This window comes from Hyphomicrobium sp. (genome assembly GCF_035572195.1).
Taxonomy (GTDB): domain Bacteria; phylum Pseudomonadota; class Alphaproteobacteria; order Rhizobiales; family Hyphomicrobiaceae; genus Hyphomicrobium_B.
In genome coordinates, this window is the sequence record NZ_DATNBA010000144.1 from 1 (window position 1) to 14,370 (window position 14,370).

A 14,370-nucleotide genomic window follows, 5' to 3' on the forward strand; every position below is an offset into this window, starting at 1 on the left:
GGCATTGCCATCAAAGCCGATCCGGTGCCGCTGGCGGCAACCATCATTCTCATTGCCGACTCCCAGTCGTGGTCGAAGCTGGAGGCGATCGATCCTGGCATTGCGCGACACTTCCCGCACGTCGCGAAGCTTGCCGCAACGGCGCCCGTTGCGGAGCTCAGCGAAGCAGAATTTGCGAGGGGCGCTGCGCGGCTTGCGGCTGAACGCGGGCTGAAACCACTCAACTCGAATGTCGCGCCGCTGATCTACAAGGATGCCGTTCAGCGTGGCGGCGGGCGCGTCTCGCTCGGCAGCATTCCGCTGCTTCATCTTCTGCAAGAGGCCGATGCGATTGCCACCGCTAATTCGGCTTCGCAAATCCGGGCTATCGATCTGGACGAAGCTCTTGTGCACCGCGCCGATGGCGATGCTCCATGATCGCCCACGTTGCCGAGGCGTCCGAACTCAGCGGCCGCGTCGTCTTGTGGCTCGATCCGGAGACCGGGTGTACGCCGGCGTTGCTAGAAGCCCCGGTTCGCCTCGCGGCCGCATACGGCGCGGAAATCGAAACCGTGGCGGTCTCTGAGGTCCACGAGTTGGATAATGTCCCAATCCGCCGCGTTGGGTACGCCGAAACGGCCGACGCTTCGCTTGAGCCCGGCACCTTGGCGGTTGGTGCCCGGCGCTTCGCGCTTCTGACGGATCGATATCGGCGCATCGTCGAAGCGATGGGCAGCATGCATGGCGTCAGGGTTCGTCACACCGAAGTCAGCGGCGATGCGATCGATCAGATTTCGGAAATGTGCCTGTCGCGCGGGCCCTGGAACATCGTCGCGCTGGCGCGGATGCCGGCGCTCGGCGGCCATTCGTTGCTGAGTTCGTTGCTCGCCAATGTCAGCGGCGCAACGGGCTTTCTTCTTTGCGGAGACCAGCGCAGCCACGCCGGGTCGCCGGTTGTCGTCGTCGTTGAGGATGGCGATCGCCTGCCGCCGATGCTGCGGGCGGCCGAACGCCTCGCGGGTCCAGAGGGCATCATCCGGATTGTTATCGCAGCCGACACTGTCGCCGGACATGCTGAACTCGAGTCACTGGCGCGCTTGCTTACGGCCGGCGTTAAGGGTGTCGAATTCGACAAGGCCGGTCCGACATTTGGCGTTCCCGGCGCGTTGGTCGAGTTGCTGGCATGGATGAAGCCAAGTCTCGTCATTGCGCGGTTTGGCGGCTTATGTCTCGCCGACGGGCGTGAATTGTCTCGGGCCTCGGCCGCGACACGGGTGCCGATCCTGCTGGTGCGTTGAGAGGCGCCGCTTAGCTCGTCCCAAAGAACCCGGGCCCCGAGGCGATAATGAGCGGATCGGCTTTGCCGATGGCCTTCAAGTCGCGGCCTTCATAATCGACCGCCAGCAGCACATGACGGATTGTTTCGAGGCGTGCGCGGCGCTGGTCGTTGGCTCTGACCGCGGTCCACGGCGCGATCGTCGTACTCGTGAAGCGGAACATCTCGATCTCGGCCTTGGTATATTCGTCGTATTTCGAGAGCGCCGCGAGATCGACGTCCGACAGCTTCCATTGTTTCAGCGGGTCCTGACGCCGCTCGTAGAAGCGCTTCAACTGCATTTCGCGGCCGATCTGCAGATAGAACTTGAACAGCTTGATGCCGTCGCGAACAAGCAGTCCTTCGAACTCCGGCGCCTCACGCAGAAACGTTGCGAGCTGATCCTCGGTGCAAAAGCCCATGACGCGCTCGACGCCGGCGCGATTGTACCAGGAGCGATCGAACAGAACGATTTCGCCAGCCGTCGGCAGGTGCACGGCGTAGCGTTGAAAATAAAGCTGGCCGCGTTCGGTTTCTGTCGGCTTGGTGAGGGCGACGGTGCGCGTATTGCGGGGGTTCATGTGTTCGTTGAAGGCTTTGATGCATGAACCCTTGCCGGCACCGTCGCGGCCTTCGTAGAGGCAGAGAATGCGGCCGCCCGTCTTGATGTTATGCTTTTGCAGTTTGGCGAGTTCGATTTGCAGCGCGTGCAGGTCTTTTTCGAAGAGCTTGCGCTTCATGCGCTTGTCGTATGGGTAGCCGCCGGACCGCATCGCGGCGTCTTCGATCGCCTTCGGCAGTTTCGGCGCGTCGAGCGAAAAGTCTTTAGGGAATGCTGAGGGCCGCCGAGATTTCTTCGGCGCGACGTCCAACGAAGGCGCGCTCGATGCCGCCGCGTTTTCATCGGCGGTCGCCGCTTGCTTTGCGTTTTTGCCCTTAGCCATTCGTTTTCTCCCGGCGCCGCTGTGGCAGCAAAGAAATTATCACGATGCACGGCCTTGACCGCATGATCCGGTGAAATGGTTAGCCCGGCCGCAATTGCATACAAAAAAGCCGGCAATCCCCCCGCGGACCACCGGCTTTCTCTTGTTTCGCGGGCCAAGCCCCCAAGGCCCGCGAGGAATATCAGCGCCGCTACTTCGAACCCGATGCCGTTGCCGGTACGGCCGATGTGATGGCTGGCGCGGCCGGAGTTTCGACCTCGGTGCGTTCGCGACGGCGCGGTGCGACCGGTTGGAAGGCGCGCCGGGCATGAACTTCGCAGTAAGGCAGAAGCGGTACCTTATTGCGCCCGCAGAAATGGAAGTCCGCCATCTGCGGATCGCCAATCGGCCAACGGCAACTGCAATCGGTCAGCGTCTGGATCGATTTGCGCTCGGCCAGGGGAATTTCGATCTCCTCGGCCGGCGGCACGTAGGCTTCCGTATCCATATAGAGGGCTCGCACGGCGGGATTACCGGCTTGTGCGAACCGCGGTTTGACGGGTCGTTTGGCATTGGCCATGCGCGTGCGCGGCCTATGCGTTTTCATTCGGGAAGTGGTGGCCCGGCCGGAAAGTCCGAGCCTGTGTACCTTGCCGATCACCGCATTTCGCGTGACACTTCCAAGGCGGCCGGCGATCTGGCTGGCGCTAAGTCCCTCCGACCAGAGTCTTTTTAAAAGCTCCACGCGCTCATCAGTCCAAGACATCGGTCGTATGCTCCCTCTCGAGCCGCATCAGCGGCGGTACACCCCCCGGGTGCCCGCAGAATCACGATCGCAAACGAGCCCCAACGCGCGCGCAGTCGAAGACAACGCGACGGCGAGGGACGACGGTCCCGACCGGCTACAAACGCAGAAACTTGGGAAACGCGAACAAAACGCGCCGCATAAGACACGGGCAACGCTAACAAGCGATGGCCCAGGCGCGGTCGAGTCCGATACACAACGAGAAGCAAGCGCTCAGCGCCGCCATATCTCGTGGCCCGACAGGCAGAAGTTACAACATGCTGAATCCCGTCTACAAGCTAGAGCTTTGCGATTAGGGGTATTGACAGGGAGACGTGGCGACCCGGCCACAGACGATTCGCGACAGGGGATATGTCGGGTTTTGCCGTTCGTTCGACGCCGTTTCAACCGGTGGGTTGTAGCGTTGGCCTTGCGCCCGGCGGTCAGGGTTCTGGCTCTGCGCATTCGTTGACAGCGCTAACGCCGACGCGTATCTAGAGTTGTGTTCGAGCCGCCGGAAGTGGGCGGCTTTTTGATTTTCTGCTTCAGGGTTATCCACGCACATGTCTTCTTCCCCCGGGGCGCTGGGGAAAACACCCCGCGACCCTTCCAAGACGAGCGAAGCATCCACCGCCGTGATGGGCATCTATGCCCGTCAGAACATCGTCTTCGCGCGCGGCGAGGGCTCGTGGCTGATTGCCGAGAACGGCGATCGCTATCTCGATTTCGGTTCCGGCGTTGCCGTCAACGCGCTCGGGCATGCGCATCCTCGTCTCGTTGCGGCGCTTCAGGCGCAGGCTGAAAAGCTCTGGCACACGTCGAACCTCTATCGTGTCGAGGGCCAGGAGACTGTCGCCGAGAAGCTGACGCGGCTGACGTTCGCGGAACGCGTCTTCTTCTGCAACTCGGGGGCTGAGGCGTGCGAGGGCGCGATCAAGATCGCGCGCCGCTATCATTACGTATCGGGCCGGCCGGAGCGGCTGCGGATCATCACGTTCCGCGGCGCCTTTCATGGCCGGACGCTGACGACGCTCGCGGCCGCCGGCAACGAACGATATCTCGAAGGGTACGGGCCGGAAGCCGAAGGTTTCGATCATCTCGATTTCGATGACTTCGACGGCATCGAGGGTGCCATCACGCCTGAGACCGCAGCAATCATGCTCGAGCCCATCCAGGGCGAGGGCGGCGTTCGGGTCTTTTCAGCAGAACAGCTGCAAGCCGTGCGCGAGCTTTGCGACCGGCACGGTCTTCTGCTGGTGCTCGACGAGGTTCAGACAGGCGTCGGGCGCACGGGCAAGCTCTTCGCGCACGAGTGGGCCGGCATCGTGCCTGATGTCATGGCGATCGCCAAAGGTTTCGGCGGCGGCTTTCCGACCGCCGCGGTGCTGGCGACGGCCGAGGCCGCGAAGGGAATGACGCCCGGCACGCACGGTTCGACGTTCGGCGGCAATCCGCTGGCGATGGCGGTCGCCTCAACGGTGCTCGACGTCGTCTCGGAGCCTGGCTTTCTTGAAGATGTCCGGGCCAAGGCCTTGCACATGAAGCAGGGGCTTGAGGGTCTCAAAGATCAGCATGCCGAGGTCGTCGAAGATATCCGTGGCGTGGGGCTGCTGATGGGGCTGAAACTTCGCAGCCACGTATTGCCCTCACAGGTCACGAAGGCTGCCGCCGACGAGCGGCTGTTGGTCGTCGGCGCCGGCGATAATACCGTCCGCGTACTTCCACCGCTTAATGCGTCCGACAAAGAAATCACCCAGGCCGTGCAGGCCTTGTCACGCGCCTTGACGCGCGTTGCCCTAGAGATGCCCTGATGCGCACCCTTTCGAAAGAGCTGGCGAAAGCTTCTACTTTAACGACCGCAAAGCTGCCGCCCCGGCACTTCCTCGATATCGCCGATCTCGACTCGAAAACGCTGCGGCGCATCGTCGATATGGCGCATGCGATGAAGCGGGCGGGTAAGCGCGTCCCGCCGGAGTTCCGGCCGAAAGGCATCGAAGACTGCGTCCTGCTGCTGATCTTCGAGAAGCCTTCGACGCGGACGCGCGTGTCGTTCGATATCGGAATGCGCCAGCTTGGCGGCGGGGCGTTGACGCTCAATCATACGGATCTGCAGTTGGGCCGCGGTGAATCCGTTGCTGACACAGCGCGGGTGCTGTCGCGCTATGGCGATGGCATCATGATCCGCGCCAACGCCCACGCGACGTTGCTCGAGTTGGCGCGTCACGCGACGATTCCTGTCATCAACGGCCTGACAGAAAAGAGCCATCCCTGCCAGGTGATGGCCGACATCCAGACGTTTGAAGAGCACCTGGGTCCGATCAAGGGCAAGACGGTCGCGTGGATCGGCGACGGCAACAATGTTGCCGTATCGTGGATGCAGGCCGCCGTGCGCTTCGGATTCACTTTAAAGCTCGCCTGTCCGAAGCCGCTCTTTCCGGAAGAAGACGCGATCGCGTGGGTGCGCGGTGAAAAGGGCAGCGTCGAAATCGGTACCGATCCCGATGCGGCCGTGAAAGGCGTCGACTGCGTCGTCACCGATACGTGGGTATCGATGGGGCAATCCGATGCCGCCCGTCGCAAGAAAATGCTGGCACCCTATGCGGTCGATGCAAAACTTATGCGCAAGGCTGCCAAGAACGCGATCTTCATGCATTGCCTGCCGGCTTATCGCGGACACGAGGTGACCGAAGACGTGCTCGAAGGGCCGCAGTCCGTCGTCTTCGACGAGGCGGAAAACCGGCTGCATGCGCAAAAGGCCATTCTAGCGTGGTGTTTCGGCATTTGAGGCGGAAGGTGTAGGCGATGCCGGTTGATCCGCGGCCGGCGGCGCCGGAAATTGCCGCTGACGACACGGTCGTCGTCTTTCGTACGGAAACATCGAACACACGCGGCCGTCTCGTGCGCCTCGGGCAAACGCTCGATGCAATCATCGCTCCGCATAAGATGCCGGATGCCGCCAGCAAGGCCCTTTCGGAAGCATTGACGCTCGCGGCGCTTTGCGGCTCGGCGCTGCCGGCCGAAGGCAATCTCAATCTGCAAACGCGCTCGAACGGCGCAGTTTCAATCCTCGTCGCCGACTATGCCGGCGCTGGGCGGCTTCGAGGCTATGCGCGCTACGACAAAGCCAAGCTTGCCGAACGCGAGCAGCTGAAGAACCCCAATGGCGGCGGCGGTATTCTCGGTGACGGGCATCTCGCCATCACGCTCGATCCTGGACCGGGAGAAGAGCGCTACCAAGGCGTTCTTGCGTTCGAAGGCGCGCCGCTTGCGGCCACCGCTGCCGCCTACTTCGAGCAGCGCGAAGCCCTGCCGACGTTCATTCGGCTTGCCGTCGCGCGCCACTACATCGGGGCACGTCAGGCCGCGTCATCAGAACAACGGTGGCACTGGCGCGCCGGGGGACTGATGGTGCAAAGCCTAACCGCAGGCCCGCGCGATGATGACGACAATGCCGGGGAAGATTGGCGGCGGGTTCAAATGCTCGCTGCGACCGTCGAAGACCACGAGCTTTTGGACCCCGATCTGACGGCGGAGCGGCTGCTGTTGCGCCTCTTTCATGAAGAGGCCGTTGCGATCGAGCGCGTCATCCCGCTATCGAAGTTTTGCCGATGCAGCCGGGACAAGGTGGAAAACGTTCTTCTGGCGTTTGGTGCGGCCGAACTTTCCGACATGCGCGACGACAACGGCAGAATCGTCGTGACGTGCGAGTTCTGCGCGACGCGCTATACGTTTTCGCTCGATGAGCTAAGGGCTCGAAGTTAAGCAAGCAACGCGCGAACGCTAATTGCCGAGCCCACCATTAGCGACCTTACCGACTTCGCCGCCTTGCTCGCGCGGATCGCTGTTTTGCGGCTTGTTGCCGGAGACGTCATACTCTGTTTTGGAGCGCGCGCTGGCGATTTGTGAGCCGTCGAGTTTGCAGCTCCCTGACTTATCCATCAGCACGAAGGCCGGGTTCGGCTTGTCGACGAATTCGGAGCGGGTGACCTTACCGTCGCCGTTCGCATCGTAGTATTGCAAGTCCGCCGTCTGGAACAAGCGGTCGATCGAAACAAGGTGGCCCCATTCGCTCGCATCGAGCGCGTCGTCATGGTTCGCATCGGCGCCATTGAACAGGTCTTCGGTGTAAGACTTCCATTCGTTGCAGGTTACGACGTTGTCGTGGTTGGTATCCCAGCTTCCGGCCGCTTGCAGATAGGCGCGATCCACATCCGAGACTTTGTTCCCACCGAATGGATTGATCGAACCAATCGACGGCATCGGAGTCGTCGAACATGCCGAGAGCGCCATCCCGCCGATCACGGCACAGACTGCTGCGAGGCTCAGTTGAAAGCGCTTTTGCATGGGACTTTCTCTTGGAGGCATTGAATCTGGTCGCTAGCTTGCAGTCGTACTCCTAACACTGGGTCGAGAGCACGGCAGCGGCAGAAAAAAGCCGTGTGTTCGTTTACATCGCGATGAGCATGTCGCATCGGTGTCACACCGAATACGGACGTTCTTCGTAACGTGTTGATTTCAAATAATCAAATCGAAGATTTATGTGCTGTGGGAGCGCGAGGAACGCAGCCAGCCGGCTTAACCTCAATGGCAATCATCTTTCGGCCCACGCTCCGAGGCGTTCGAGAAACCCCATGCACTTAGTGATTTCGCTTTCGGCGATCCATTCATCCGCCGTGTGCGCCTGCGCGATGTCGCCTGGTCCGCAGACGACAGACGGAGCGCCAGCATCCTGAAAGAGGCCGGCTTCGGTCGCGTACGAGACGGTGTGCGTTTCGTTCTGGCCGGTTAGTTTCAAGGCCAGCGCCACGACCTCGGATGTCTTGTCGGCACCGAAAGGCGGTACGGCGTTCGTCTGCGTGATCGTGATGTCGGCTTCCGGCGCCACCGCGCGCATCTCAGGCAGGCATTCCGCCTCTGCGAAGTGCCGCAACCGCGCTTCGATCGCAGCCGGATCGAGACCGGGCAGCGCGCGGACCTCGAAGCCGAAAACGCAAGCAACAGGAATGATATTGGCTGCCGTTCCGCCTTCGAGTTCCGTCACCTGAAGCGTCGGATAGGGTGGCTTGAAGCGTTCATTGCGCGCTGTCCGTTTCAAGCCGGCCTCGATACGCTCGATTTCACCCACGAGGCGCGCTGCGTAGGTAATCGCGTTGACGCCGAGCGTCGCCATGCTGGAATGCGCGGCTCGACCCTTGACGTCGACCCGCCAGCGCACCGGCCCCTTATGGGCATCGACGACCTGCATGCTCGTCGGCTCGCCGACGATGACCATGCGCGGCTTCGGCAGCACCTTGCCGAGTTCGGCAATCATCGGGCGAACGCCGACGCAGCCGATTTCTTCGTCATAAGAGAATGCGAGATGGATGGGCGTCACGAGCCGCCGGCGTTTGAAATCCGGTACGGCCGCAAGCACAGCCGCCAGAAAGCCCTTCATGTCGGCAGCGCCGCGTCCGTAGAGCCGTCCTTGATCGACCCGCAACGTAAAGGGGTCGCTGGTCCACGTTTGGCCATCGACCGGAACGACGTCGGTGTGGCCAGAGAGCGCGACACCGCGTTCGCCCTCGGGTCCGATGGTCGCGTAGAGCGACGCCTTTTGCGCGTCGCTACTCTCGATGCGGGTCGAGCGGACGTCGTGCTGCAGCAGATAATCTTCGATGAAGGCGATGATGCCGAGATTGCTTCTGTGGCTCGTCGTGTCAAAGGCGACAAGACGGGCCAACAGTTCGACCGGCGTGTAAATCGGGCCTCGCGCTACGTTCATCGCTTGCCCGTAGTGGTTCAGTTCATGCTTCGGCGTGTATAGGGACTGTCCAGCGAAAATGCCGGAATGGCGACGTCGAACAGTTCGCCCGCATCATCCGTCATCTGATAGCTGCCGACCATAATTCCCTGCGGCGTCTTTAGCGGGCATCCCGAAGTGTAATGAAACGATTTGCCTGGGGCGATGACGGGCGTTTGGCCGACGACGCCCGGTCCGCGCACTTCCTCGGTGCGCCCAAGGGCGTCGGTGATCCGCCAGATGCGCGACCTCAGCTGCACCGTTTCCGTCCCGTCGTTGATGATCTCGACGGCGTAGGACCATACGAAGTGGCTGTCCTCCGGTGACGACTGCTCCTCCATGTAGTGAGGCTCGACGCGGATGCGTATGCCGCGCGTGGTCGCCTCATAAGGATGAAGCGTGGCGCGGCTCGTCCGCTTGATCGTCATTGCCGGCGTGTTCTTCGACATGGTTACCGTCAGCCGTGGGCCGCCCTCAGCGCATTTGTCAGATCGTCGGCTATATCTTCGGCCGCTTCAAGGCCGATCGATAGGCGGATCATACCATCACTAATTCCGAGCTCGTCGCGCTGCGGCTGGGTGAGCCTGAAATGCGTGGTTGTGGCCGGATGCGTCACGATGCTTTTGGCATCTCCTAGATTATTGGAAATGATGATTAGACGCAGCGCGTTGAGGAAGCGGAACGCGCCCTGTTTACCACCTTCAACCTCGAACGCGATCATCTGGCCGCCGCCGGGCATTTGCTTGGCGGCCAACGCCGCCTGGGGATGGTCGGAACGACCCGGATAGAGGACGCGCGTCACGCCTTTGGCGGCAGCGAGAAAATCGGAGATCTTGGCAGCAGTTGCGCATTGCGCCTGGATGCGGACCGGCATCGTCTCGAGGCTCTTGAGCAAAACCCAGGCGTTGAACGGTCCGAGTGACGGGCCGGTCTGCCGCAGCCAATCCTGCACATACTTGATGATGAAGTCGCTCGAACCGAGCACCGCGCCGCCAAGACAGCGGCCCTGGCCGTCGATGTGCTTGGTTGCGGAATAAACGACGACGTCGGCGCCGAGCGCGAGTGGGCGCTGCAACATCGGTGTCGCGAAGACGTTGTCGACGATCGTCAGGATGCCGTGCTCGTGGCCGATTTTGCTGACGGCTTCGATATCGACGAGTTCGAGGTTCGGGTTCGAAGGCGTTTCGAAGAAGAATATTTTTGTGTTCGGGCGGATCGCGGCGCGCCAGGCATCAAGATCCTTGCCGTCGATCAGTGTCGAGGTAATGCCGAAGCGTCCGCAGATAGTTTCGATGACGTTGCGGCAAGATCCGAACATGGCGCGGGCCGCAACGATGTGATCGCCGGTTTTGACATACGACAAGACCGACGCGGTGACGGCCGCCATGCCGGTCGCCGTCGCGCGACACTCCTCGGCGCCCTCGAAAAGCTTGAGACGATCCTCGAACATCGAAATCGTCGGATTGCTGTAGCGGGTATATTGATGGCCCGGGCTTTGCCCGTTGAAGCGCGCTTCGGCCTGTTCGGCGGTATCGTAAACGTAGCCCTGCGTCAGAAAGAGCGCTTCCGCCGTTTCATTCCATTGCGACCGGGCAGTGCCGCCGTGAACGAGCGCAGTTTCGGGTCGCCAAGCGCGCTCAGCAGATTTTTGATCGTCTTTCGCCATGTGGCCAGGCCTTTCGCGCCAATAAAAAACCCGGTGTCCACGAGTGCCGGCGGTCGGAAAGCCGGGCGCGGGAAACCGGGAGCGCACACGGCCTCTTTAGCGATTTATTTAACGTGGCTGCAAGCCGGCCGGCCAAAGGACCACGGGATGGTTCGGGGATTACCGCTGGCGCCCCTTGGCGTCAAGGGTGGGTTGCGATAGAGCCGCGAGAGGGCAGACGAGGTCGATATGTCGAAATCCGGGATCAAACCCGCCGCAACTGCGCGTTCCACCGCCGTGCCTTCGGCCGGCGCGGGGATTCTGCCATCGCAAGCGATCGTGCGGATGGTCGCGGCTGGCGAAATCGCCGTGGCAGAACCGCTGGCTGAAGGTCAGGTACAACCTGCGAGCCTCGATCTCAGATTGGGTGCCGTTGCTTATCGGGTGCGGGCGAGCTTTTTGCCGCGGCCCGGCGGCCGTGTGCAGTCGAAGCTCGATGATCTCGCACTTCATACGATCAGCCTCAGTCAGGGCGCGGTGCTTGAAACGGGATGCGTCTATATCGTGCCGCTGCTCGAGAGCCTGGCGCTGCCGCCGGCAGTCGAGGCTTCGGCCAATCCGAAAAGTTCGACTGGGCGCCTCGATGTCTTCACGCGCGTTATCGCCGACGGCGTCGGCGCTTTCGACCAGATTCCGCATGGCTACGCGGGACCGCTGTTCGCAGAAATCTGCCCGCAAACCTTTCCGGTCGTCGTGCGCAAAGGTTCGCGGCTATCGCAGATCCGCTTTCGCATCGGCGCTGCTGCCGATAGCGACACGGTTCTTCGCGAATTGCAGTTGCGGGAGCGTCTCGTTTCGGATGCCGACGCAGATATATCCGGCGGTATCGCGCTGACGGTCGATCTCGCAGGCGACGGCAAAGGGCTGGTCGGATTTCGCTCGCGCCGGCATACCGGCGTCGTCGACGTCGACAAGGTCGCGAGCTATCCCGTCGAAGACTACTGGGACCCGATCTACGTCAAGGACAAGCATCGCCTGATCCTCGATCCGGATCAATTCTACATTCTCGCGTCAAAGGAAGCCGTGCACGTGCCGCCGACGCACGCCGCCGAGATGGTGCCGTTCAATCCGCTGGTCGGTGAATTCCGCGTCCACTATGCGGGCTTCATGGACCCGGGTTTCGGACACGCGCCTGCGGGTGGCAAAGGTTCGCGCGTCGTGTTGGAGGTTCGCTCACACAAGGTCCCGTTCATTCTCGAAGACGGCCAGATCATCGGTCGGCTCGTCTACGAGCGAATGACTGAAACGCCGGAGATGCTCTACGGGCAAGGCTTGAAATCGAACTATCAAGGCCAGGGTCTGAAGCTGTCGAAGCATTTCAAGTAGGTTGCCGGGCGTTTGCGGGAAATTGTCATCCCGGCCATAGCGGACGCGCATTGGCGCGAACGCGAAGAGCCGGGACCTAGTGTCTTGCACGTTTGGGATCACCCGCTGGGTCCCGGATCGATCTCCGGCTGCGCCTTCGATCGTCCGGGATGACAAGAAGAGCGCTGCAACTTCCTGCGCGCTCGGCCGAGGATGACAACGAAACTGGCGGCCGAGACGTTGGTCACATTTCCAGTATCGTCTTAAAGCCGCCGAAGATCATGCGTTTGCCGTCGAACGGCATGTTGGACATCTCTTTTGATAGGCGCGGGTCCGCCATCACCTTCTTCATCACGGCGTCACGTTCGGCCCGCGATTTATAGATGATCCACGAAAACACGACGATCTCGCCATCCTGCAGCTTCACCGCCTTGGGAAACGACGTCAGCTTGCCGACCGGCACGTCGTCGCCGATGCACTCGACATATTCCAGCGCGCCATGCTCGAGCCAGATCTTGCCCGCCTTGCGAGCCAGCTTCTTGTAATCGGCAAGCTTCTTTTGAGGAACGGCGAGTACAAAGCCATCGACATAGGCCATCGGTAGGTCCTCCCATTGTGCAGCGAACGTCGTTCATTCTGCGAAGTCGCGAGCGGCTGATGATGCCATTTCGCAAACTAGGAATTGGTGCAGGCGATAACTAGAACCTTGCGGCCGATGTCTTTTCGGAAAGCGCGCGGCTTCTACCGCTTCTTCGCCTTTTCGCTGGCTTTGAGAATCGAAGAGACGACGCCGGGGAAGCGCTTTTCGATTTCGGCGCAGCGGAGCGCGTTGACGACCTCGGTGCCACGCCGCTCGGACTTGACCAGGCCTGCCTCGCGCAAAATCTGAAAGTGGTGCGACTGCGTCGACTTCGGCAAATCGGCCGGTGCGGCCTCCGAGCAATTAAGCCCGCAGCTTCCACGCGACAGCTTTTTCACGATCTCCAGGCGCGTCGGATCGGCGAGCGCGTACAGCACGCTCCCGATCGTCACGTCCTCAATTGCCGGATGAACAAAGGGTCTTTGCATGAGCAGAAATATAGCCACATAAACGTGATATCTCAATAGTTCAATGATCTTGAACTACGGAACTATCGATACTAGATGACTTTGCGTCCGAGGCGGCACGCCAACCGGCAGCCAGCCTGAACATGACGGACAGGCAGAATTTGTGAGGACACCATGTCTAAATCGCTTGCTGGAAAAATTGCACTTGTTACGGGCGCCAGCCGTGGCATCGGCCGCGCCATCGCGGAATCGCTTGGGCAGGACGGTGCGCTCGTTGCCGTGCACTACGGCAAGAGCAAAGCGGCGGCCGACGAGGTCGTCGCCAAAATCAAATCCCAGGGCGGCGACGCCTTTGCCGTTGGAGCTGACCTCTCCAAGAAGGGCGCGACGCAAATTCTCTTTGCGGCGTTCGATCAGGAACTCACCACCCGTACCGGCGACACGAAGTTCGATATTCTCATCAACAATGCCGGCATCGCGCCATTTGTCGGGTTCGCCGATACGACGGAAGGCGTGTTCGACGAGATTTACACCGTCAACGTCAAGTCGCTATTCCTCATCACGCAAGAGGCGGTGAAGCGCTTGAGGGAGGGTGGCCGCATCATCTCGATATCGACTGGCGCCGTCCGCGTGCCGTTCCCGGCCGTCGCCGCCTACTCGATGTTGAAAGCGCCACTCGACAACCTGACGAAGTCGCTTGCCGTCGAGCTTGGCGCACGCGGCATCACCGTCAACGCCGTCGCGCCCGGCGTCATCGACACGGATATGTCCGCATTCGTCCGCTCTGCCGACGGGGAAGCTTTTGCCCTCGGCAAACAGGCCCTGAAGCGTGTCGGCAAGTCCGACGACATCGCCGATGTCGTGTCGTTTCTGGCCGGCCCGAAAGCGCGTTGGGTCACTGGACAGGTGATCGAAGCGACCGGCGGCAGCGCCCTTACCTTCTGAGTCTTCGTATTTTTTCTACCCCGTGTCGTCCTCAAACTGGCGCTGGAACCTGCGGTTCCGGCGCTTTTTTTGTGTCCTTTTTAAATCTCTCTCTTGCTTTCAGGCGAGAAATGCTGCTTTTTTCGCGCGCCTCATTCGAAAAAGGCCCAAAAACAGCATGTTTCATGGCTTTGACGATGTAGTGTTCGAGACGAAACGATTCGCTTATTGAGAGGGAAATCCAATGGCAAAAGCACCGGCTGCGGCCGCGAAGATCGAAACAGTCACGCTGAAGCACATGGCGGCGGCGCTGGCAGAGTCTCATGAAATTCCGAAGAAGCAGTCGATTGCGCTGCTCGAAGATCTCGTGGTTGCGATTGCAAAGCATCTCAAGAAGGGCGCCCGTATCCGCATCGGCGGTCTTGGCGTTCTGCAGGTTCGCAAGCGTCCCGCTCGCATGGGCCGTAACCCGGCGACCGGCGAAGCCATCAAGATCAAGGCATCGAAGAAGATCGCCTTCCGCGCCGCCAAGGATTTGAAAGAGTCGGTCTAACGATCGTCTCTTGCTATGAATTCTTCAAAGGCCGCCTTTTGAGGCGGCCTTTTTTG

General features: G+C 61.0%; 16 protein-coding genes and 1 riboswitch. Of the genes, 8 read left to right on the top strand and 8 right to left on the bottom strand.

Annotated elements, in window-relative coordinates:
• Both VN623_RS12260 and VN623_RS12265 read left to right on the top strand, forming a co-directional pair.
• On the top strand, positions 1-417 hold a 417-nt coding region (locus VN623_RS12260), incomplete at its 5' end, for an AAA family ATPase (protein ID WP_325571277.1).
• Positions 414-1,277: a hypothetical protein gene (locus VN623_RS12265; RefSeq protein WP_325571279.1), complete on the top strand. Its 864-nt coding sequence runs from the start codon at positions 414-416 to the stop codon at positions 1,275-1,277. The genes VN623_RS12260 and VN623_RS12265, both read left to right, overlap by 4 nt.
• A gap of 10 nt (positions 1,278-1,287) precedes the next feature.
• Here VN623_RS12265 and ppk2 read toward each other — a convergent pair whose 3' ends face one another.
• Complete coding sequence (ppk2, locus tag VN623_RS12270; protein WP_325571281.1) at positions 1,288-2,238, bottom strand: polyphosphate kinase 2; 951 nt, start codon at positions 2,236-2,238, stop codon at positions 1,288-1,290.
• A gap of 190 nt (positions 2,239-2,428) precedes the next feature.
• Positions 2,429-2,983 carry a GcrA family cell cycle regulator gene (locus tag VN623_RS12275; RefSeq protein WP_325571283.1) on the bottom strand — a complete coding sequence of 185 codons (555 nt, stop codon included), beginning with the start codon at positions 2,981-2,983 and terminating at the stop codon, positions 2,429-2,431.
• Between the two features lie 656 nt (positions 2,984-3,639).
• On the opposite strand from VN623_RS12275, the gene VN623_RS12280 reads away from it, so the two are divergent.
• From VN623_RS12280 to VN623_RS12290, 3 genes are read left to right on the top strand one after another with little or no spacing between them, the layout of a single operon-like run.
• Complete coding sequence (locus tag VN623_RS12280; RefSeq protein ID WP_325571304.1) at positions 3,640-4,812, top strand: aspartate aminotransferase family protein; 1,173 nt, start codon at positions 3,640-3,642, stop codon at positions 4,810-4,812.
• Positions 4,812-5,786, top strand: coding sequence for an ornithine carbamoyltransferase (gene argF / locus VN623_RS12285; protein ID WP_325571284.1), 975 nt, complete (start codon positions 4,812-4,814; stop codon positions 5,784-5,786). The genes VN623_RS12280 and argF overlap by 1 nt, the downstream gene beginning before the upstream one ends.
• Positions 5,787-5,803: 17 nt before the next feature.
• Positions 5,804-6,763, top strand: coding sequence for an Hsp33 family molecular chaperone HslO (locus VN623_RS12290; protein WP_325571285.1), 960 nt, complete (start codon positions 5,804-5,806; stop codon positions 6,761-6,763).
• A gap of 18 nt (positions 6,764-6,781) precedes the next feature.
• On the opposite strand, the gene VN623_RS12295 is transcribed toward VN623_RS12290, so the two are convergent.
• The 4 genes from VN623_RS12295 to metZ form a co-directional block, all read right to left on the bottom strand.
• Positions 6,782-7,345 carry a histidine kinase gene (locus VN623_RS12295; protein WP_325571286.1) on the bottom strand — a complete coding sequence of 188 codons (564 nt, stop codon included), beginning with the start codon at positions 7,343-7,345 and terminating at the stop codon, positions 6,782-6,784.
• Positions 7,346-7,592: 247 nt separating this feature from the next.
• Positions 7,593-8,762: an acetylornithine deacetylase gene (argE, locus tag VN623_RS12300; RefSeq protein WP_325571288.1), complete on the bottom strand. Its 1,170-nt coding sequence runs from the start codon at positions 8,760-8,762 to the stop codon at positions 7,593-7,595.
• Between the two features lie 17 nt (positions 8,763-8,779).
• Entirely contained in the window at positions 8,780-9,229 is a 450-nt protein-coding gene (gene apaG, locus VN623_RS12305) for a Co2+/Mg2+ efflux protein ApaG (protein ID WP_325571290.1), read from the bottom strand.
• 8 nt (positions 9,230-9,237) lie between these two features.
• Positions 9,238-10,446 carry an O-succinylhomoserine sulfhydrylase gene (gene metZ, locus VN623_RS12310; RefSeq protein ID WP_325571292.1) on the bottom strand — a complete coding sequence of 403 codons (1,209 nt, stop codon included), beginning with the start codon at positions 10,444-10,446 and terminating at the stop codon, positions 9,238-9,240.
• 75 nt (positions 10,447-10,521) lie between these two features.
• A riboswitch (SAM riboswitch) is annotated at positions 10,522-10,600 on the bottom strand.
• Between the two features lie 74 nt (positions 10,601-10,674).
• On the opposite strand from metZ, the gene VN623_RS12315 reads away from it, so the two are divergent.
• A complete protein-coding gene (locus VN623_RS12315; RefSeq protein WP_325571294.1) occupies positions 10,675-11,811 on the top strand; it encodes a 2'-deoxycytidine 5'-triphosphate deaminase in 1,137 nt (378 codons plus the stop codon).
• 223 nt (positions 11,812-12,034) lie between these two features.
• On the opposite strand, the gene VN623_RS12320 is transcribed toward VN623_RS12315, so the two are convergent.
• Positions 12,035-12,388: a DUF1428 domain-containing protein gene (locus VN623_RS12320; protein ID WP_325571296.1), complete on the bottom strand. Its 354-nt coding sequence runs from the start codon at positions 12,386-12,388 to the stop codon at positions 12,035-12,037.
• A 143-nt stretch (positions 12,389-12,531) separates the two neighbouring features.
• Positions 12,532-12,858 (bottom strand): metalloregulator ArsR/SmtB family transcription factor, encoded by a 327-nt coding sequence (locus VN623_RS12325; protein WP_325571298.1) that lies wholly within the window; start codon positions 12,856-12,858, stop codon positions 12,532-12,534.
• 153 nt (positions 12,859-13,011) lie between these two features.
• On the opposite strand from VN623_RS12325, the gene VN623_RS12330 reads away from it, so the two are divergent.
• The gene (locus VN623_RS12330; protein WP_325571300.1) at positions 13,012-13,782 is read left to right on the top strand and encodes an SDR family oxidoreductase; all 771 of its coding nucleotides are present in this window, start codon (positions 13,012-13,014) and stop codon (positions 13,780-13,782) included.
• 223 nt (positions 13,783-14,005) lie between these two features.
• Positions 14,006-14,314: an HU family DNA-binding protein gene (locus VN623_RS12335; protein ID WP_325571302.1), complete on the top strand. Its 309-nt coding sequence runs from the start codon at positions 14,006-14,008 to the stop codon at positions 14,312-14,314.
• Positions 14,315-14,370: the final 56 nt, after the last annotated feature.

What these genes read in the sequence shown, in the direction of transcription:
- VN623_RS12325 (WP_325571298.1), bottom strand. Translation starts at nt 12,858, where the DNA reads ATGCAAAGACCCTTTGTTCATCCGGCAATTGAGGACGTGACGATCGGG.
- VN623_RS12295 (WP_325571286.1), bottom strand. Translation starts at nt 7,345, where the DNA reads ATGCAAAAGCGCTTTCAACTGAGCCTCGCAGCAGTCTGTGCCGTGATC.
- argE (WP_325571288.1), bottom strand. Translation starts at nt 8,762, where the DNA reads ATGAACGTAGCGCGAGGCCCGATTTACACGCCGGTCGAACTGTTGGCC.
- VN623_RS12280 (WP_325571304.1), top strand. Translation starts at nt 3,640, where the DNA reads ATGGGCATCTATGCCCGTCAGAACATCGTCTTCGCGCGCGGCGAGGGC.
- metZ (WP_325571292.1), bottom strand. Translation starts at nt 10,446, where the DNA reads ATGGCGAAAGACGATCAAAAATCTGCTGAGCGCGCTTGGCGACCCGAA.
- VN623_RS12315 (WP_325571294.1), top strand. Translation starts at nt 10,675, where the DNA reads ATGTCGAAATCCGGGATCAAACCCGCCGCAACTGCGCGTTCCACCGCC.
- VN623_RS12320 (WP_325571296.1), bottom strand. Translation starts at nt 12,388, where the DNA reads ATGGCCTATGTCGATGGCTTTGTACTCGCCGTTCCTCAAAAGAAGCTT.
- VN623_RS12330 (WP_325571300.1), top strand. Translation starts at nt 13,012, where the DNA reads ATGTCTAAATCGCTTGCTGGAAAAATTGCACTTGTTACGGGCGCCAGC.
- VN623_RS12290 (WP_325571285.1), top strand. Translation starts at nt 5,804, where the DNA reads ATGCCGGTTGATCCGCGGCCGGCGGCGCCGGAAATTGCCGCTGACGAC.
- ppk2 (WP_325571281.1), bottom strand. Translation starts at nt 2,238, where the DNA reads ATGGCTAAGGGCAAAAACGCAAAGCAAGCGGCGACCGCCGATGAAAAC.
- apaG (WP_325571290.1), bottom strand. Translation starts at nt 9,229, where the DNA reads ATGTCGAAGAACACGCCGGCAATGACGATCAAGCGGACGAGCCGCGCC.
- VN623_RS12335 (WP_325571302.1), top strand. Translation starts at nt 14,006, where the DNA reads ATGGCAAAAGCACCGGCTGCGGCCGCGAAGATCGAAACAGTCACGCTG.
- VN623_RS12275 (WP_325571283.1), bottom strand. Translation starts at nt 2,983, where the DNA reads ATGTCTTGGACTGATGAGCGCGTGGAGCTTTTAAAAAGACTCTGGTCG.
- argF (WP_325571284.1), top strand. Translation starts at nt 4,812, where the DNA reads ATGCGCACCCTTTCGAAAGAGCTGGCGAAAGCTTCTACTTTAACGACC.
- VN623_RS12265 (WP_325571279.1), top strand. Translation starts at nt 414, where the DNA reads ATGATCGCCCACGTTGCCGAGGCGTCCGAACTCAGCGGCCGCGTCGTC.